Below are 17370 nucleotides of genomic sequence, written 5' to 3'. Positions count from 1 at the left end.
GGAGACAGATGAAGACAAAATCCCTTGTCAGCTTGGCGTTGCTCGTTGGGATCGGCACGGTATTACACACAGTGATTCCGGGCTTTGTGTTCGGGATGAAACCGGATATGATGCTTACCATGATGTTTATCGGCATTATTTTGTTCAGGGAGAAAAAATACGTACTGTTGCTTGGTGTGCTGACCGGCATCATTTCCGGCCTGACCACCAGCTTCCCGGGCGGTTTTTTCCCGAACATCATCGATAAGTGCATCACTTCTTTTGCTTTTTACGGTTTGCTTCTCGCGTCCGGAAAACTGGCAAAAAAGCTGCCGACACTTATTGTATTCACGGCCGTCGGCACACTGATTTCGGGCATCATTTTCTTAGGATCCGCATTTTTCATTGCCGGGTTGCCGGGGCCTTTTGCCATTTTGTTTGGCACCGTTGTTTTGCCGGCAACCGCGCTCAATGCAGTTGCGATGTTTATTCTTTTTCCGATCGTCTCAACCGTTGCAAAGCGCACAAATGCCACCCACAGCATGCAAGCTTGAAAATGGCCGCCGGGTTTCCGGCGGTTTTTTTCGCTTGCGCAGCTTAAAATAAGTGAAACAGAGCGGCAAGAAGCAGGAAAACCATTCCGGCCGTTCCGAAAAATGCGATCCTTTTTCTGATGATTTTCCGCGGCGGATAAATTCTTCTTTTCTGGTACAGCAGCATGTGCCGGACCATCGCGGCAAACAGGACAACGCCGGCCATTAAAAAGCAGAAAGCAACACGCCCCAACGAACTCCCCCTCTTTTCTGCCTGGACTATTACATCATATGCCCTGATGCGGATTAACATGTACCAGACAGGGGTAAAGAACAAGCAGAAGGCACGCGCAAAGTCCGCTCTTTTGTCCTTCATACCGCCTATGAAGGACCGTTCGCGTCCAGGCTTGGAATATCGCTTTGGGCAAGGGCGGCAAAGAAGAAAGAGAACTTTGCAAAAGGCTGGGAAATTCTATATCATGAGGATAAAAGACCATTGCAGGAGGTGCTTTCCATGAACAAGTCCAGTTTATTTTACGGATTACTGGTTGGTGCAACAGCAGGCGCTGTTTCCGTCCTTTTCACCACACCCGCTTCCGGAAAAAGAATACGGGAAGCCATCAAAAATAACTCCGGTGATTTCATTGAATCAGCCAAAAGAATCGCCGAAAATGTGAAAGACTTAAAAGAATCCGTCGAATCGTTTTCAACGGAAGGCAAAAAAGTTGCCACGAACGTAATGGAGGAAATCAAACATTGTATCGAAGAATGGCAAAAAAGCATTGAGCCAAACAAAGAAGCCCTGCAAAATGAAATCAAGGACATCCGGAAAACGATTGAAAACATGGAACAACAAATGGAGAAAAAATCTTCCTGAATTTTCGCTGCCCGGAAAGCGGTTGCCGCTTTCCGGGTTTTTTCTTTGCTGTTCATTTCAAAAAAATTTTGTATATTGTTTTTTATTACTTTTTATTTTACTGGCATAATGATAATATATAGGGTAAGGGGTGATGGGAAAAATATGACGGAACAAATGTTGACGACCAATGAGTATCTTCTATTTTGCAAAAGGGTCACGCAATTGTCGAAAGCGCTCTGGAAAACGATTGAAAAAGACTGGCAGCAATGGATTAAGCCTTTTGATCTGAACATCAATGAACATCATATTTTATGGATAGCCTATCATTTAAAGGGCGCATCGATTTCGGACGTGGCAAAATTCGGGGTGATGCACGTATCAACAGCCTTTAATTTTTCGAAAAAGCTTGAGGAGCGCGGCTTGCTCGAATTCTCAAAAAAGGAAAACGACAAGCGGAACACGTATATTCAATTAACCCATAAAGGAAGAGAGATTTTTTTGAAATCGCTGGAAGCGTTTAACCCGAAAAAAAGCTCTGTCATACAGGGCACAATGCCGCTATACGATCTTTACGGCAAATTTCCGGATATGATGGAACTGGCTGCGATCGTACGCCAAATTTACGGCCAGGATTTTATGGACATTGTGGAAAATTCCATTTTCAACGGGGAGCTGGATGACGCCATTGAAACGGAACTGTTGGAAAAACCTTCGCTGAACCGCTTTTGACCCGTTTCGGACAGCTACAAATTCCGTTTCAATGCCTTCATTAATTCAGGATACAGCCCCTGCTGCAAACAGGCGGCAATCACTTCCGCCGGCTGCAGTTTTTCATGCAGGGAATCCTTAAACTTTTGAAAAAGCGGATAAAAAAATACAAATTTGTCCGCCTTCTGTTCTTTCAGCTCATCGCTCAAACGATCGCACAACGCATAAAATTGTTCAATGTCCTGTTTTGAAAGCTGTTTTTCCATAATCAGCCTGAAAAAAGGATATTGGCCGGTCCCGATCATTTTTAAAAGCAATGTTTGATAAAATTCCAGTCTTTCCAGCTTTTGTTCAATCGATTCCATTCAGTTCCCTCGTTTATATGTTTTTATGGTTCAGCTAAGAACAGCGCGGCCCCGGCTATAGACAGGGCCTGTTTTCCGGCAAGGCCCATTGTCCGGCCAGCCCTTAAAAACTTCCCCGCGGCATCCGCCACGAGCGGTACAAGGCAGTGCCTGTTAAAAATGAATAGTCGTTCATCCACCTTGCATGGAAAAGATCAGCGTGCATCACACATTTGCCATCCGAAAGACAGGCGGAACGTTACGAATCCAGGGTTCAAAACCGGATCACTCCGCCTTTATTTTACTGCAAATTTTCGGGAGGAGGCCCGGCCGGCATGTATGTGCTTGTTTTTTTACAGGTTACGCTTTCTTTATATTATACTTTATCAACGTATTGACAAGCCATCTATGTACAAGTATGTGTCAAGTTTTTCTCGACAAGGTTTAAATATCGGGTATTCCAAGACACTCTTTTTGTACACTTTCGGCTACCGTGCTTTACTTGCTCGGTGTAATTTTCGGAAAAGATGTAATATTTCCGTATAAAGATGGATAACGGGGATGTTGAGGCGCGCGAAATTCACTCGCTTTCCGCGGGCGGCCGGCGAGCCTCCTCGCTCGTACCTCGCTGCGGGGTCTCTCCTGGCTCGCTTTTCCCGCAGGAGTCTCGTAAATTTCGCGCGCCTCAACGATCAGTCCCCACTGAGCCAAGCTTAAAACGAAAGCTCTAATATTTTGCTTAAATGTCCCATTGCCGATGAACTGCTTGAATGCAGGGCAACTGATCCGTGCTTTACGCCCACTGACGGGCGTACAGGCTGCTTGAATAGTTGAGACATCCTGATGGATTGTTGCAAGCTCCGTTGCTTTCTCGCGCTTCTTGAACGGTGTTTCAGATAGGTTTCCTGCAATGTCCCGTTAAGCATGCCCTGTTTCACCTTTACCATGGCTTCGGCGCCAGCTTTACTCCAATGCATCCCCCTTTTCTTCATTCTGAATGAGATATGCCTTTGATTTGATTCCATTGCCCCCAGGCCTCTCGCACCTTCCGGTACGTTCTCTACCTTGTCCCTCCAGTCAAAAATGCGGTCCCAGTTTTTTAGGATGTACGAACGAAACTCCTTGACTTTCTTAAGGCTCTTTTCATCCGTCAATGTGCTTTCATGCGTATCCAAATACAATGTGAATTGGTCTAGGTCATGCGTTCTAATCGCTTTTCTAATTTGCTCTTTGATCTCGCTCTTTCCGCCCCCGAATGTCCTTACGATGGCTTGTGCAACGTGGTAGGTATCCAGCTGGTTGAGCACCGGAAATTCCGACTGTGAGAATGCTGTTTGAAACCGTTCAGCTGTGTACCCCGCACCTCCATCACTATTTGTAATGACACGAGCTTTTTCTAGGGAATAGGTGTTGGCTGCTACAGCTTGGACTTCATCCCAAAATGTCTGGATGGATTTCGTCGTCATGATAACAACGGGATGGTGTAGAGAGACTCTTTTGCCATTGGTTTCCCATCCTTCATAGAGAATGGCGTGGTGGACTTCCAAACCCTGTTTCTTTTCTAGTCCCCGGACGAATATACCATCAGCTTCGGAAAACAGGTAATCTACCTTCTTTCCCTCAGGTAGTGAATCAGCTATTTCTAGCTCTTCTACAAGTGCCTTGTCGGCTTCAGCTTGCGTTTTCCCTACGTGTTTCACCATGTTCCCTACAGTTGTGTGACTAAGGCTCACTGCTGTCCATTCTTTTAAAATATCAGCTACCTCCCGATAGGTGTTCTCACTTGCCAACTCTGCCACCTTTAACTCCACTAACGGGCTGTATCGTTGGTATGGTAAAAGCCCTAACCATTCATCCAGAGGATAATGTGAATTCCCTTTCTGGTCATGCATTAGTGAACGTTTAAAGGTCACATTTCCAAATAAAAACTGAATGCTTCTGTTATCACTCCGGCAGTACTCCCAGCCATCCTCCAGCTTTTTTTGCTTAATTGTTTTATCTAACGTCTCAAATATTTCCCCAACCCATTGCGTAAAGGCATTCTGGATCAGAATTTTAACTTGTTCTTCAAATTCAATAAGACTTTTTGTATCCTTTAATAATCTAGCAATTATTGATATAATATCCATAGGAAGACCTCTTTCTAAATGTATTCGCCCACAAGCGTACATTTAAATGATAGAGCGTCTTCCCATTTTTTTCCACTCATCTGCCCTTCGAGTAAAATTTTACACATACCTATGTACAAAAAAAAGAAATACCGGAAGAACACCAGCCCGGATTTTTTTGGACAATCAACATCCTCATGACCATTTTACTGTTTTCCTCCTACCTTGGCATTCCATAACAGCGCACAACAAGAAAGGCCGGCTGCTGCCGGCCCCAAATTTTACCAAGCCCAGGATGCACCAATAATGATCAATAAAATGAACAACACAACCAGTAAGGCAAAGCCGCCTCCGTAAGCTGCTCCTCCGCTCATTCCATCCACCTCCTCTTGTTTCATACGTATATTATTCATCCGCCCCTGTATTGGTTAAGGCTCTCGTCTATTTGCCGGCCTAAATTTCACAAATCCGCAATGGAACTCCACATCATATCCTATGCTGCAAACATCCATCCTGCCCTCTGCAAACGCCTGCCCCATATGAAAAGAAGATTGGCATGGTGTGAAAATTCCATAAGAAACCTGGCAATCCCTTTCTTTTCTCTTTCAATTTATGTTATAGTAGTGGTTGTAAATCTCTCTTGCACGACAAAATGAATAGGAGTTGTTTTTGAATGAAGAAATGGGTACTATCCCTTGTTTTGGCAGGCAGCGTGTTCGGACTTGCAGCATGCGGCAACAGCGGCAACAGCGCCGTCGTTAAGACGAAAGCCGGAAATGTTACCAAAGACGAATTATATAATGCAATGAAGGATAAATATGGTTCAACTGTGCTTCAGCAGCTTACCATTGAAAAAGTCCTGTCCAAAAAATACACTGTCAAAAAGAGCGAAGTTGACAAACAAGTAAACGATGCAAAAAAACAATTGGGCAGCTCATTTGATACAGCGCTGCAGCAATACGGTTATGCAAACGAAAAAGATTTCCGCAACAGCGTGAAAGTCAGCCTGCTTGAACAAAAAGCTGCAGAGGCGACAATCCATCCAACGGAAAAACAATTAAAAAATTATTATAACAATGATATAAAACCGGAAATTAGAGCGCGCCATATTCTTGTTTCCAGCAAGTCGAAAGCAGAAGATATCAAGAAACAACTGGATAAAGGCGCCGATTTTGCGACATTGGCCAAAAAGAATTCAACCGACACCGCAACAGCTTCTAAAGGCGGAGATCTCGGCTGGTTCGGTGCAGGCGAAATGGACAGCGATTTTGAAAATGCTGCATATAAGCTGAAAGTCAATGAAATCAGCGGCCCTGTTAAGACTTCTTACGGCTACCATATTATTCAACTGACCGGTGAAAAAAAGAAAAAACCGTACAGCGAAATGAAAAAAGACGTCGTCAAACAATATAAAGCATCGAAAGTAACAACGGAAAAAATCCAGTCCGCTTTGAAGAAAGAATTAAAAGCGGCTGACGTGAAAGTAAAAGATGAAGATTTGAAAACGACTTTTGACTCCCTGCTCGGGACTTCATCAAGCAAATAATGCTGCACAAAAAACCGCCCATCCGATTATGGGCGGTTTTTTGTGGCCGTTATGCTTCATGGGCTTTTTCAGCTTCACCGCTGCGCAGTTCTTTTTCTTTATGCATCCTTTCAATAAAGACTTCCCCTTCTTTTTCAATCCATTCCTGTTCCTGTTCGTGTTCTTCCCTGGCTGTTTTCACCGCCATAAACGCACATATGACGATGCCCGCCACAACAAAATAAATCCAGATCGGGAAATCCATGTTTTTCCCTCCTCTTCGGTTTGTCCCTGCTATAATGTATGGCGCAATCCATTAAAAAATGCCTTTCATTTTGAAAGGCATTTTAAAAGTTTTTCACCGGACGGGCGCTTTCCAAACGTTTGTATTTCTATGAATCTCACTGATGAAACGCCGGTTTATAAAAAGAGCGGTTATCAAGCGCATAAATCCGGTCCGAGAATTCGCCCGGTTTGACATTGCGGAGCGCACGGTCAAGCATATTCATTTTCGCATCAATATTATCAATATAGTGGAGAATTTCCGCCTCTTTAATCATCGGGGGCTTGGCGCTTCCCCATTCCGCTTTCCCGTGGTGGGAGATCACCATATGTTCCAGCACCATCACTTCTTCCCCGTGGATTCCGAGTTCCTCCGCTGCCTTTGCAATTTCTGTGACCATAATCGAGATATGGCCGAGCAAATTCCCTTCAGCCGTATAAGTTGTTGAGACCGGGCCGGACAATTCCTGCACCTTTCCCAAGTCATGCAAAATGACACCGGCATACAACAAATCCCGGTCGAGTGACGGATAGAGGCCCGCGATTGCCTTGGCAAGGTCGAGCATGGAGACAACATGGTACGCCAGCCCCGATACGAATTCGTGGTGGTTTTTCGTTGCAGCCGGATAGACAAGGAACCGCTTCTGGTATTTTTTCAGCAGATGCCGGGTCAGCCTTTGGATATTTGGGTTTTTCATATCAAAAATGTACTGGGTGATTTTTCCTATCATTTCTTCCTGCGATACCGGGGCCGTTTCGATAAAATCGGCAATCCGGACGCCGTCCCCCGGTTGTGCCGGATGGATTTGGCGGATCTTCAGCTGCAGCCGCCCGCGGTAATTTAAAATGTCCCCGGTTACTTTTACAATCGTCTCCGGTTTGTATGTTTGTTCGTCCTGCTCGGTCGCATCCCAGAGCTTCGCTTCGATATCCCCGGTCCGGTCCTGCAAAATCAGTGTTAAAAAAGGTTTGCCGTTGCTCGCGATCCCCTTTGTTGCGTGTTTGATGAGCAGAAACGCGTCAAACTGCTCGCCCACCTCATAGTAGAGTAGCCCTTTTGCCATACATGAATCCTCCGATCTAACCCCTGATTATTTGTCTTAAAGTATACCATAATCCGGCCGCAATCCGCTTTTTATCTCAACCGGCTTTGCTTGTGTGTTTCCCTGCCGTGTTGAAATACAGGCATTCGGACCCGCCCCTCTTTTTTACGGCTGAATGCGGCTGATGTTTCCGGATCCCGCCATCCCTTGATCGTGTACAGCCCCCAAGGTTTTCACCCCATGGCCTTTAAAAAACCGGAGCATCGGCTGCTGGCATGTAAAAAGCAGCACCTGCCTCGATTCGCTCACCTGGTCCAGCAGCCTGGCCATTTTCTCTGTCCGGTAAATATCAAAATTAACAAAGCCGTCATCGATGACAACCGGGGACGGAAATTCCCCGCCGAGCGCCTCCGCAAGGGAAAAACGTAAAGCAATATACAGCTGTTCTGCCGTTGCCTGGCTCAGCTCATTTGCGGCAAACAGCACATCATCACGCCGTTTAACATAAAAACGGCCATCCTCCCCGCCCATATGGAGGGAGACATACGATCCGTTTGTTAAACATTGCAAATACGCTTCGGCTTTGTGCAGGACTTGCGGAAAGCGGGTTTCCCGGAGCCGCTTCATCATGCCGGAAAGCAAACGTTTTGCCGTGGCATACCGCGCCCATTCAAAAGCTTCTTCCCGGAATTCCGAAAGCGCGCTGTAATATTCATGCAGTTTTTCGGTAAACGTTCCGCCTTTTTCCAACCTGTCCAGTTCAAACCGGATTTCCGTCGATTCTTTTCTCATGCTGCGGAGCGCGTTTTCCTTTTCCGCGATTTTTTCTTCCAGCTTTTGCTTTTCCTGTTCCAACATAGAAACATCTTTTACCGTTTCGAGCCGTTCCAGGTCTTCCCGGCTGATCCGTAAATCCATGATTTCCAGCTGGCCGGACAATTTTTCGTATTGCTGAAAAAGGCTGCCGGCTTTCCGGAAATCTTCCTCATTCACGGCACCGGCAAGGGCAAAAAGCTTTTTGATCTCATGATCTGTTGCTTCCGCTTCCGATTCAAGCAGCTGCACTTGTTCTTCCAGCTCGGCACATTTCTTTTCCCATTCCTGCCGGCGGATTTTTCTTTCCTGTTGTTCCGCACAGGCTTGCTGCAGCAACAAGATGCCTTCCTGGCGCAAAGGCCAGTTGACATGGAGCCGGGACCACAGTTTTTCCATCCTTTCTTCAAATGCCGACTGAGAGGCGGAAAGCTGCGCCAGTTTCTTTTCGATACGCGTCCGCTCGCGCATTTTCCCGCTTAATTCCGTCAAAAGTTGGAATGCATCGGGCAGCTGTCTGGGCCGGAAGCCGTCACCCAATTGCAAAGTTTGCCTGAAACGGCTGATTTCTGCCAGCAGCTGTCTTTCTTCCGCTTCCAGGCGCTGTTTCCGCTTTTGCATTTGCCGGCCGTTCTGTTCGCCTTCCTCAAGTTTCAAAATGAGCTGTTTCCAGTTTTCGCGCAGCTGTTTCTGCCGTTCATATTCATGCCAGTCCGTGTCCCCCTCTTTCCAATTCCGCAGTTCTTTTTCCTTTTCCCCCAGTTCCTGTTCGAGCGCGCGGATTTCTTGTTCCAACGGGTTCCGGTTTCCCTTGAAAGCATGGTAGCCTGACACGATTGCGCCGAGCACAAAAACGCCCAAAAACAAGTATTGCCCTGTGAGAAAACTCCACACGCCGGTCATCAGAAACAATAATGCAAGGCCGAAAAACAGGAAAGGGGGCTTCCGGACCTCATCCGCCATTTTTTTCAGGCGGGAAAGCTGCTGTTTCCCGCGCCTGATATCGGCTTCAAGCAATGATTTTTTTTCCTTTTCCTGCCGCTTTGCCGATAAATCGCGAAAAGCCTCTTCGGATACGAGCTCTTTTTCCAAAAGTGCGCATTCCTGCTCAACAGCGTTCATCCGGGCCCGCAAGTCCTCAAGCTGTGCCTGTAAAGCATCGCTGCGGGTACGGTGGCGGTCATACGCCCTTACGAGGGTGCTGAGCCTTTCTTTTGCCGCAATGCTTAAGTCAAGCTGTGGTACTTTTTCAACTTGCGATGCCGTAAGATGCAGCATTCCCGCTAATTCGGAGATTTGGCTGTCCAGGATGTCGCATTCAGATTGGAGGCGCTCCGTTTCCGCCTGCCACCCGCGGTATTGCGGCCAGTCATCAAGCAGCTTTTTGATCTCCCCTTCATGCCTGACAAAAAGCGGGTCCGGCTGCTCTCCTTCCATTTTTTCCACCAGCACCTGTTTCTGTTTTTTAACGGCTGACAGGCGCCCGGAAGAAGCGCGCCATTCCGACATCAGCCCGTCGAGGCGCCGGATTCCGTCAGCGGGGAAACGGACGGGGCCGATTTCCAAAAGCTGCAGTTTGACATGCTTTCTTTCCGCGTAGAGCGGCCAAAGGCTTGTGAGGTGTTCATACTGCTGAACCGTTCCCCTTAAGGCTTCCAGCTCCGCTTCCGCTTCTGCCTGTGCTGCTTCAAGCACTGCCAGCCGGGCTTTCCATTCGCCGTAACGGCCGTTTTCCGCTTTCAGGCGATTCAGTTCTTTTTCCATAGCCTGAAGTTTCCGGAGTTGCACGTTCAATACCGGTTTCCGCCCGTTCGGTTTAAAACGCGCTTCCATTTCCTTTTCGAGTTCCCGTTCCGCCGAAAGCAGCGCATCCGTCCCGATCGTCCCTGCGGCAAATAAATAGCGGCTGATATCATCGCCTGTTAATTTGCGGATTTCCTGGAGGCTTTGCAGATTAAAAGAATAAATGGACTGGAACATCTGCCGGTTCAGCCCGTTTAAAACATGTGCAAGCGCCTCTTCGCCGCCTGTTCTGCCATTTGCAAAAGTGACGGACACTTCTCCGGCTGCCCTTCCTTTTATCCGTTCCACCGTTATGTTTCCGTCTTTTTCTGTTTCCAGGACGAGCCGCCCGCCGTACACCGATGAAAATTTCGGCTCATAGCGCTGCCCGTTTTGCTGCCTTGAAGGAAACCCGAATAAAACGGCTTCGATAAAAGCCATGAAGGTTGATTTGCCGGCTTCGTTTTCCCCGTAAATGACCTGCAGATCTGAAAGGTTTTCCATATGAAAATCAACTAGCCGGCCAAAACCGTATATATGGACCTCCCGTATTTTCATCGTTTCCCCCTGCCTTTCAACTTCTCAAAAACAGCCGCTTCCGCTTCCAACAGGAGCCTCTGCTTTTCGTCTCCGTCCAAGTCCAGGTAGCGGCCCGCATACATGTGGCTGTACAGCGGGGAGACCGCTTCATCTACGGCGGTTTCTTCCAATTGCGCCAGCGTCTTCTTCATTTCCTGCAAAATAAAACCGTCATCCCGTTCGGATAAGAGGGCATTTTCAGGCAGTGTGATGCGGTGTACCCAGACAAAGTTGCGGTCTGCTTCTTCGCCTTCCTGCAGTACTTCCATCAGCTCGCCGTTTTTCACTTTTCCAAGTGCTTCATCATCGAGCAGATCCGGATCTTTTATATCCAATTGCAAAAATACGCCCTGCGCCTCTTTTCTTTCTTCTTCAAGGGCATTGCGGCAAACTGTGTACAGACGATTAAAATCATTTGCTCCTTTTACGGAAACAGTACGTTTTTCCCATAAAATGTCCGCTGTCTCATAGAATGCGGTATGCGTGCCAAGCGGATCCATTTCGGCAACCATACAGCCTTTCGGGCCCGTTTCTTTCCGATTTCTCCCCTGGATATTCCCGGGATAAATGATATAGGGATCCGTATGTAAAATCTGCTGTTTGTGGATATGGCCGAGCGCCCAGTAATCCATCCCCTTTTCCAGCAAATCCCGCAAGGCAAAAGGAGCATAAGGCTGGTGCATTTTCGTCCCGCCTTCAAGATAACCGTGCAGCATGCCAATATGGAAATCTGCCTCCCCCGTTTTCCTGTATTCATCCGTTTTATTCTCCAGCACGTGCCGCTTCGGGTAGCTGAACCCGTACACATGGACTTTCGACCCGTTTTTAGCTGTAAAGGATTTGGTTTCGACACGCTCGGAAAATATCCGGACATTTCCGGGCATGTCCAGTTTTGTCCATGACCCGCTTAAATGGTCGTGATTGCCGTGCAGCACAAATACGGCAATGCCGGCCTCTTTGAGCCGCTCAAACTGCTTCTTCAGCCTCACCTGAGCTTTCAGGCTGCGGTCTTCCCCGTCGTATAAATCCCCGCATATCAGCAGGAAATCCGCTTCTTTTTCAATTGTAAGGTTACAAACATTTTCAAATGCCCGGAAAGTGCTCTCCTTTACCCGTTCAAACAGCGCCGGCGGAAGCTTGCGTAGCCCCGCAAACGGGCTGTCAAGGTGCAGGTCGGACGCATGGACAAAGCGAATCCTTTTCAACGCCATCACTCTTTCGCGAAAAAATAAACGGCAGTTTGCCATTTTATTGTGAAATCCAAACTGTTCGTAATAAAACACATTTCACAGAATATATGTTCTATCTCCATTATAAAAGGTTTGGCACGTTCAGGCAACAAAAAAATGGCTGAACATGCCAAACCCGTTTAATTGTATTGCCGGTATACGTACGGATCTTTCGGCTCGCTGCTTTTATGGTAACTTGTTACTTTTAAATACGGGATATTCTCTTTAAACGGCGTATAGTACGTCGTATCCAGTTTCCCTTCAACCTCAATCCATGTATTTTCTTTCACGTTTGCCATATTGCCCGGAAAATCAACGAGCATCCCGTATACGCCGGCATCGGCAATACAGTGGATAATGCCAAACCGGAGCACAAACAGCTGATTCGCTTTAATATCATCCGTCCGGTAGACAAACCCTTTTATCGCCACCTTTTTGCCGATAAAATCCCCCGGATAATTGTAAATCGTTTCAAGCCCGTGGAAGTAATGGTCATCATCGAGGACGATGCTTTGCAATTTGCTGTACTTTTTTAAATCCGAATTTTCCATTTCTGTATACTGGTCCTTATCATAGTAAAGGCTGGAATTCGGCCGCAAAATCTGGTGATTGGCATACTGGTCCTTATCATTGTCAATCATCGAAAAGTGGAAGCCTTTTGCTTTGACAACGGTGGAATTCAAGGTGGCCACCGGAAGAAAAATGCCCGTTACAATCGGGATTAAAATCATGCCGTACGTAAACACTTTTTTGTACCATGTATTTTCATCCGTTTCATGGGAATGGCCGTGGTGGGCGCCGTGATGATGGTCATGCGCCCCGTTTCCCGCCCTGACCCATTTCACGAGCTGGTATAAACATAAAAAGCCCATTGCAAAAATCATGGAAAACGACAAATACGCATACTTCATATTGATATATTTGCTAATATCCCCTGTCGCGTGCAGCTTCATAAAAAAATACGCGAAGCCGAACAATACGATAAATCGCAACATTTTAAACACCTTCTATATTAAGAATGCACCCGTGAACACAAAAACGATAATCAGCCCGATCATCGAAAAGACAAACTTTCTTTTAAATGAATGCATCATCATGAGCAGATTTTTAATATCCACCATGGCGCCAAATACTAAAAATGCAAGAATGGCCGGCGTCCCGAACATCCCGTTGAAAGACGAGGCAATGAAGGCATCCGCCTCGGAACAGATCGACATGATAAAAGCGAGCAGCATCATAATCAGAATCGCCGCCATTTTTGTCTGTCCGAGCGACAGCAGCGTACTCGTCCGGAAGAAGGTCTGCATGGCGGCAGAAATCAGGCCGCCAAACACGAGAAACTTCCCAACGGAAAAAAACTCATCAATCGCATGGTCGATCGTTCCGGTGATTTTTTGCAGAAAACCCGGTGCATGCTGTACTTCGCGGCCATGGTGGTGGTGCAATTTGGCCTCCACAAATTCGCGAAGCTGGTTTTCGGAAAAAAAATAAGAAATCGCAATCGCGGTTAAAACAGCAGTAAAAATCGCCAGCCCGCAACGAAGCAGTGCCATTTTCCAGGAATCGCCAAACGCGACAAACGTAGAAAAAATGACAACCGGGTTGATAATCGGCCCCGTCAGCATAAACGCGATGGCAGCAGAAAGCGGGACATTTTTCCGGACAAGCCTTTCCGTAATCGGGACAATGCCGCATTCGCAGGCCGGAAAAAGCGCGCCCATCCCGGTGCCGAATGCAATGGATAAAAAGCGGTTTTTCGGCATCACTTTTGCAATCATTTCCTCAGTGACAAACATCTGGATCACCGCTGAAATGAATACACCCAGCACAATAAAAGGCAACGCCTCGATGATAATGCTGATAAAAATGGTATTCATTTGCAATAAGGACTGGACCATAACGGCATATCGTCTCCTTTTTTCTATCACACTCACAAAAAAACTCTCCCAACTAGGATACTATAAGTCTTCTTTGGCGTAAATGAAGAAAACCGGGAAATGGCAGGCAAGCAGGAAAACCATGTGAAAAAATGATTTCCAATTTGATGAAACCCATGCGATTCTATTACTTTTTGGGCCGGACTGTGTTATGATAGTGTCAAATGAACTAGTATTAAGAACGTGAAGGGAATGAAGCAATTGCCGGTATCTATATTTGACTTTGGGTTGGTTGTTTCTGCCGGGGCTTTTGTTGCGCTGCTTAAGATCATTATGATCGATATCATTTTATCGGGCGACAATGCGGTTGTGATCGCCATGGCGACCCGGAAACTGCAACGCGAACAGCAAAACAAAGCGATTTTCTGGGGGACAGCCGGTGCGGTGATTTTAAGAATTCTGCTGGCAATGGCGATCGTTGCTTTGCTGAAAATTCCTTATGTAAATGTCATTGGCGGGCTTTTGCTTCTTTGGATCGCATATAAAGTGCTCGGCGGCGGAGATGAAAATGTCCAAGTCAGAGCAAAAAATGGGCTGCTCGTTTCGATCGGCACGATTATCATGACTGATGCAATTATGAGCCTCGACAATGTGGTGGCGCTGGCCGGTGCTTCAAACGGGCATATCGGCATGATTGCCCTCGGCGTTGCCATCAGTATTCCGGTTATGATATTCGGTTCAAAGATGATTGTAAAAGCGATGAACCGTTACAGCTGGATTGCCTATGCCGGGTCGGGCATCCTCGCCTGGACAGCGGCGGAAATGCTCTTTAAAGATGAGCAAATCCTGAAATGGCTGGATATATCACACGGGCCGTTAACGTATACGATCGGCGGCTTTCTTACGGTTTTGGTTTTGTTTCTTGGCTGGCTTTCGAACCGGCGGACGGCGGCAAAGCAGGTTAAGCAAGTAAAACAGGATATAAAACAGGATGTTAAGCAGCATGTCCATATCCATTAATGGCGCAGAACTTACGCCGTTCCCCATTAAAAGAACCCGGGCTGGATTGGCCCGGGTTCTTTTTACCGGTGGAACAAAATCAGTTTTCCTTCAGGGGATACGCAACGGTGCGTTTTCTCATGGACGCCTTTTTCTTTTAAAAGCGCCTCCCCTTTTTTCTTCGCTTCCGTGTCATCCTGTGCTTCAAAACCTTCATCGAGAATCTTTTCCCCTGTCGGTTCAAAGGCAGTCAGTTTATAGTCGCGCATGCTTTCACTCCCCCTTGAATTGCGGCGCCCTCTTCTCTACAAAAGCGCGGATGCCTTCCTTGTGGTCTTTCGTCTGGCGCATTTTCCACTGCGCATGTTTTTCCAGTTCCAATGATTTATTGAAGTCCGGGCGGTTCAGTTCCGTATAGATTTTTTTCGTTTTGATCATCGCGAGGACCGGCTTTTTCTGCCATTCTGTAATTTTTTGGTCAACGGCAAGCGCAAGATCGGGTACCACTTCATCGATAATGCCCGTTTCGGCTGCCTCTTCAGCAGACATGACTTTTCCTTCCCAAATCACCTTTTTCGCCTTTTCCTGGCCGATCCGGCGCTGCAGCAAATAGTGGCCGCCGCCGTCCGGCACAAGGCCGATCCCGATAAAGTTCATCGCGATTTTGCTGTCCAAATCGCTGATAATGGTATCACAGGCAAGGGCAAGGCTTAAGCCCAATCCTGCAGCAGCGCCATTAATCGCCGCAATGGTGAGTTTGGGCATACCCGCAAGAATGGAAACGACTTCATTTATTTGGCCCATAAAAGAGATGAACCCTTTTTCTTCCTCCATCGCAAGCATGGCTTTGATGTCCCCGCCTGCGGAGAATGCTTTGCCGTTTCCGGATAATACGAGAATGTGAATGTCATCCTTCATCGCAATCGCTTTCAACGAGTCCGCCAGTTCCTTAATCATCTCCAGGTTCAGCGCATTCATTGCGTCCGGGCGGTTGAAATACAAATAGGCTGCCCCGTCTTTTTCCTCCACCTGGATTGTTTCATACGTTGAAATCACCGAAATCCCTCTCCCTTTGTTTTATTCTTCCTATTACTAGGATAGCGAAATATTCGGCAATTTCCAATACAAAATGGCGTCTTTTTAAAAAATTCATCAAAAAAAGAGGCTGCCGCCTAAGCAAACAGCCCCTTCCATCCTTATTTCAGCAGTTTCATTTTTTTCAAAAAGTCAATCGGCTGCTGTTTCCGGAAATGCTCTTTTACCATATAAGACACTCCGTTTTCATTGTTGGAACGGGTCACCCAGTCGGACGCGTTTTTGACAGCGGGATGCGCATTCCCCATCGCAACGCCGAGCCCTGCCCACTCGACAAGCGGGAGATCATCGAGGCCCGAACCGATGACGACCACTTCCTCACGGCGGATGTTCATCCGGTCGCATACATATAAAAGCCCGCGAAGCTTGGAAATCCCAGCCGGCACAATATCCAGCTTCCCGTTCCCGCACACAATGCAATCCACTTCATGGAACATATTGGCAATTGCTTTTTTGGCAGCCTGAATGTCCTCTCCGTCGGAAAAGATCACTTCGATTTTGGGCGGGGAAAGCGGCGTTTGTTCCAGTTTTGCCGATAAATCGTCCACATATTGTTCTGCATAAGAAAACGGATTGGACGTTTGATAAATGACTTTTCCCATCAGCTTATTCGGATGCTTCACCCTGTTTGACAATGTAAACCGCTCGGAAACAAGGCGGATTTGGGCTTGAAACCCTTCCAAAAACCGCACAAGGTCACGGGTGGCCTCTTCGCTGATCCTTCTGACAAAAATCGGTTTATCCAGTTCACTGGCAATATAAGCGCCCTGGTGCGTGATTAAGGAAGAATGCAGCTTCAGCCATTTGGCAATCCGGTGGGCCGAAGCGAAATTTTTTGACGTAATGAGCGTCACCGCAATGCCTTTTGCACCTGCATACTCAATCGCTTCTTTCGTTGTTTTGCCGAGCCGGCCGTTATCCTGCAGCAATGTTCCCTCAATATTTAACGCCAGCATTTTATAGATCATGGATGCTCCCCCTCTTCATGATGCTCCCGGCTGCCGGGCTGATTTTTCACACAGCCTGCTTTCTTTTACAGATGTATGAGAAAAAAGGGGGAAATAGAACTTTCCGGCTGCATTCTTCTACTTTCCGGCGTATAAATCTTCGACAGGCTTCATCAGCACCTGATTGATTTCGCTGAGCATATCGCTTAGCCGCTGTTCAGCGCCGATCAACTGCATAATGGCGGGATTTGCCTGGACCGCTTGCATGGCAGCCTGCGCCTGCTTTTCATCTTCTTCTGTAACCGGAAGCCCCTGCATTTGTTTATCTTGCAGATTGAGTTGAAGCTGCCTGAAACGGTCAAACAATGCTCTCGCCTGGCCGTTAGACCGGACATTTTCGTACGCCTGCTTCAACGCAGCAAATTCATGGCTTTCCCGGATTCCTTTTTCAAGCATGTGCGCGTATTCATTTAAATGGGATGGCATGTAAATCCTCCTTATGTTTTATTCATCACGGATGGTTTCCCGGCCTTGCTTTCGTTGCACAAGCAGCAGCCGGGCCGCCTGAAGCCAGTCGCAGAAATGCAGGGATGCATGGGTTTCCTGTTTTCTCTTTCCTGCACGAGCAGCAGGACCAGGCCGGCGTTATTCCAACAATGCGCCAAAGC

General features: G+C 47.1%; 19 protein-coding genes. 5 read left to right on the top strand and 14 right to left on the bottom strand.

From position 1 onward, the window contains the following. Positions 1 to 8: 8 nt before the first annotated feature. Positions 9 to 533, top strand: a complete 525-nt coding sequence (locus NST20_RS04235; RefSeq protein ID WP_328014230.1) for a tryptophan transporter — start codon at positions 9 to 11, stop codon at positions 531 to 533. Positions 534 to 576: 43 nt separating this feature from the next. Here the strand turns inward: NST20_RS04235 and NST20_RS04230 are convergent, their stop codons facing one another. After that, on the bottom strand, positions 577 to 765 hold the full coding sequence (locus NST20_RS04230; RefSeq protein WP_013858725.1) for a hypothetical protein: 189 nt from the start codon (positions 763 to 765) through the stop codon (positions 577 to 579). Positions 766 to 1026: 261 nt separating this feature from the next. Here NST20_RS04230 and NST20_RS04225 point away from each other — a divergent pair, with 261 nt between their 5' ends. Continuing rightward, positions 1027 to 1389: a YtxH domain-containing protein gene (locus tag NST20_RS04225; RefSeq protein WP_017552759.1), complete on the top strand. Its 363-nt coding sequence runs from the start codon at positions 1027 to 1029 to the stop codon at positions 1387 to 1389. Between the two features lie 144 nt (positions 1390 to 1533). Beyond that, positions 1534 to 2100 carry an HTH-type transcriptional regulator Hpr gene (locus NST20_RS04220; RefSeq protein ID WP_013858723.1) on the top strand — a complete coding sequence of 189 codons (567 nt, stop codon included), beginning with the start codon at positions 1534 to 1536 and terminating at the stop codon, positions 2098 to 2100. A 14-nt stretch (positions 2101 to 2114) separates the two neighbouring features. Here NST20_RS04220 and NST20_RS04215 read toward each other — a convergent pair whose 3' ends face one another. The 3 genes from NST20_RS04215 to NST20_RS04205 all read right to left on the bottom strand — a co-directional run bounded on the left by NST20_RS04215 (position 2115) and on the right by NST20_RS04205 (position 4905). After that, the gene (locus NST20_RS04215; protein WP_013858722.1) at positions 2115 to 2444 is read right to left on the bottom strand and encodes a YhaI family protein; all 330 of its coding nucleotides are present in this window, start codon (positions 2442 to 2444) and stop codon (positions 2115 to 2117) included. Positions 2445 to 3136: 692 nt separating this feature from the next. Then, positions 3137 to 4552: an ISLre2 family transposase gene (locus tag NST20_RS04210; RefSeq protein ID WP_265115626.1), complete on the bottom strand. Its 1416-nt coding sequence runs from the start codon at positions 4550 to 4552 to the stop codon at positions 3137 to 3139. A 260-nt stretch (positions 4553 to 4812) separates the two neighbouring features. Beyond that, positions 4813 to 4905, bottom strand: coding sequence for a YjcZ family sporulation protein (locus tag NST20_RS04205; RefSeq protein ID WP_017550228.1), 93 nt, complete (start codon positions 4903 to 4905; stop codon positions 4813 to 4815). 299 nt (positions 4906 to 5204) lie between these two features. Here NST20_RS04205 and NST20_RS04200 point away from each other — a divergent pair, with 299 nt between their 5' ends. Further along, positions 5205 to 6077, top strand: a complete 873-nt coding sequence (locus NST20_RS04200; RefSeq protein WP_207368274.1) for a peptidylprolyl isomerase — start codon at positions 5205 to 5207, stop codon at positions 6075 to 6077. A 49-nt stretch (positions 6078 to 6126) separates the two neighbouring features. Here the strand turns inward: NST20_RS04200 and NST20_RS04195 are convergent, their stop codons facing one another. From NST20_RS04195 to NST20_RS04170, 6 genes are all read right to left on the bottom strand, one after another. Continuing rightward, complete coding sequence (locus tag NST20_RS04195) at positions 6127 to 6321, bottom strand: sporulation YhaL family protein (protein ID WP_013858718.1); 195 nt, start codon at positions 6319 to 6321, stop codon at positions 6127 to 6129. A gap of 136 nt (positions 6322 to 6457) precedes the next feature. Further along, positions 6458 to 7402 (bottom strand): 3'-5' exoribonuclease YhaM, encoded by a 945-nt coding sequence (yhaM, locus tag NST20_RS04190; protein ID WP_195850381.1) that lies wholly within the window; start codon positions 7400 to 7402, stop codon positions 6458 to 6460. Between the two features lie 144 nt (positions 7403 to 7546). After that, a complete protein-coding gene (locus NST20_RS04185) occupies positions 7547 to 10534 on the bottom strand; it encodes an AAA family ATPase (RefSeq protein WP_342400135.1) in 2988 nt (995 codons plus the stop codon). Continuing rightward, positions 10531 to 11802, bottom strand: coding sequence for a DNA repair exonuclease (locus NST20_RS04180; protein WP_342400134.1), 1272 nt, complete (start codon positions 11800 to 11802; stop codon positions 10531 to 10533). Before NST20_RS04180 ends, NST20_RS04185 begins: the two co-directional genes overlap by 4 nt. A gap of 122 nt (positions 11803 to 11924) precedes the next feature. Continuing rightward, the gene (locus NST20_RS04175) at positions 11925 to 12779 is read right to left on the bottom strand and encodes a TIGR03943 family protein (RefSeq protein WP_342400133.1); all 855 of its coding nucleotides are present in this window, start codon (positions 12777 to 12779) and stop codon (positions 11925 to 11927) included. 12 nt (positions 12780 to 12791) lie between these two features. Continuing rightward, entirely contained in the window at positions 12792 to 13682 is an 891-nt protein-coding gene (locus NST20_RS04170) for a permease (RefSeq protein WP_174760510.1), read from the bottom strand. Positions 13683 to 13913: 231 nt separating this feature from the next. Between NST20_RS04170 and NST20_RS04165 the strand changes: the two genes are divergently transcribed. After that, the gene (locus tag NST20_RS04165; protein WP_342400132.1) at positions 13914 to 14681 is read left to right on the top strand and encodes a TerC family protein; all 768 of its coding nucleotides are present in this window, start codon (positions 13914 to 13916) and stop codon (positions 14679 to 14681) included. Between the two features lie 62 nt (positions 14682 to 14743). Here NST20_RS04165 and NST20_RS04160 read toward each other — a convergent pair whose 3' ends face one another. The 4 genes from NST20_RS04160 to NST20_RS04145 all read right to left on the bottom strand — a co-directional run bounded on the left by NST20_RS04160 (position 14744) and on the right by NST20_RS04145 (position 17188). Continuing rightward, complete coding sequence (locus tag NST20_RS04160) at positions 14744 to 14929, bottom strand: YhzD family protein (RefSeq protein ID WP_013858711.1); 186 nt, start codon at positions 14927 to 14929, stop codon at positions 14744 to 14746. A gap of 4 nt (positions 14930 to 14933) precedes the next feature. Continuing rightward, positions 14934 to 15716, bottom strand: a complete 783-nt coding sequence (locus NST20_RS04155; RefSeq protein ID WP_342400131.1) for an enoyl-CoA hydratase — start codon at positions 15714 to 15716, stop codon at positions 14934 to 14936. Between the two features lie 140 nt (positions 15717 to 15856). Then, positions 15857 to 16723 (bottom strand): Cof-type HAD-IIB family hydrolase, encoded by an 867-nt coding sequence (locus tag NST20_RS04150; RefSeq protein WP_013858709.1) that lies wholly within the window; start codon positions 16721 to 16723, stop codon positions 15857 to 15859. Positions 16724 to 16840: 117 nt separating this feature from the next. Further along, complete coding sequence (locus tag NST20_RS04145; protein WP_265115540.1) at positions 16841 to 17188, bottom strand: YlbF family regulator; 348 nt, start codon at positions 17186 to 17188, stop codon at positions 16841 to 16843. Between the last annotated feature and the right edge of the window lie 182 nt (positions 17189 to 17370).

This window comes from Weizmannia sp. FSL W8-0676 (genome assembly GCF_038593015.1).
Classification (GTDB): Bacteria; Bacillota; Bacilli; order Bacillales; family Bacillaceae_C; genus Weizmannia; species Weizmannia coagulans.
This window is presented reverse-complemented; position numbering and strand designations above follow the sequence as displayed.

Coding starts and splice junctions, on each gene's coding strand:
- NST20_RS04235 (WP_328014230.1), top strand. CDS start 9: ATGAAGACAAAATCCCTTGTCAGCTTGGCGTTGCTCGTTGGGATCGGC.
- NST20_RS04225 (WP_017552759.1), top strand. CDS start 1,027: ATGAACAAGTCCAGTTTATTTTACGGATTACTGGTTGGTGCAACAGCA.
- NST20_RS04220 (WP_013858723.1), top strand. CDS start 1,534: ATGACGGAACAAATGTTGACGACCAATGAGTATCTTCTATTTTGCAAA.
- NST20_RS04215 (WP_013858722.1), bottom strand. CDS start 2,444: ATGGAATCGATTGAACAAAAGCTGGAAAGACTGGAATTTTATCAAACA.
- NST20_RS04210 (WP_265115626.1), bottom strand. CDS start 4,552: ATGGATATTATATCAATAATTGCTAGATTATTAAAGGATACAAAAAGT.
- NST20_RS04205 (WP_017550228.1), bottom strand. CDS start 4,905: ATGAGCGGAGGAGCAGCTTACGGAGGCGGCTTTGCCTTACTGGTTGTG.
- NST20_RS04200 (WP_207368274.1), top strand. CDS start 5,205: ATGAAGAAATGGGTACTATCCCTTGTTTTGGCAGGCAGCGTGTTCGGA.
- NST20_RS04195 (WP_013858718.1), bottom strand. CDS start 6,321: ATGGATTTCCCGATCTGGATTTATTTTGTTGTGGCGGGCATCGTCATA.
- yhaM (WP_195850381.1), bottom strand. CDS start 7,402: ATGGCAAAAGGGCTACTCTACTATGAGGTGGGCGAGCAGTTTGACGCG.
- NST20_RS04185 (WP_342400135.1), bottom strand. CDS start 10,534: ATGAAAATACGGGAGGTCCATATATACGGTTTTGGCCGGCTAGTTGAT.
- NST20_RS04180 (WP_342400134.1), bottom strand. CDS start 11,802: ATGGCAAACTGCCGTTTATTTTTTCGCGAAAGAGTGATGGCGTTGAAA.
- NST20_RS04175 (WP_342400133.1), bottom strand. CDS start 12,779: ATGTTGCGATTTATCGTATTGTTCGGCTTCGCGTATTTTTTTATGAAG.
- NST20_RS04170 (WP_174760510.1), bottom strand. CDS start 13,682: ATGGTCCAGTCCTTATTGCAAATGAATACCATTTTTATCAGCATTATC.
- NST20_RS04165 (WP_342400132.1), top strand. CDS start 13,914: ATGAAGCAATTGCCGGTATCTATATTTGACTTTGGGTTGGTTGTTTCT.
- NST20_RS04160 (WP_013858711.1), bottom strand. CDS start 14,929: ATGCGCGACTATAAACTGACTGCCTTTGAACCGACAGGGGAAAAGATT.
- NST20_RS04150 (WP_013858709.1), bottom strand. CDS start 16,723: ATGATCTATAAAATGCTGGCGTTAAATATTGAGGGAACATTGCTGCAG.
- NST20_RS04145 (WP_265115540.1), bottom strand. CDS start 17,188: ATGCCATCCCATTTAAATGAATACGCGCACATGCTTGAAAAAGGAATC.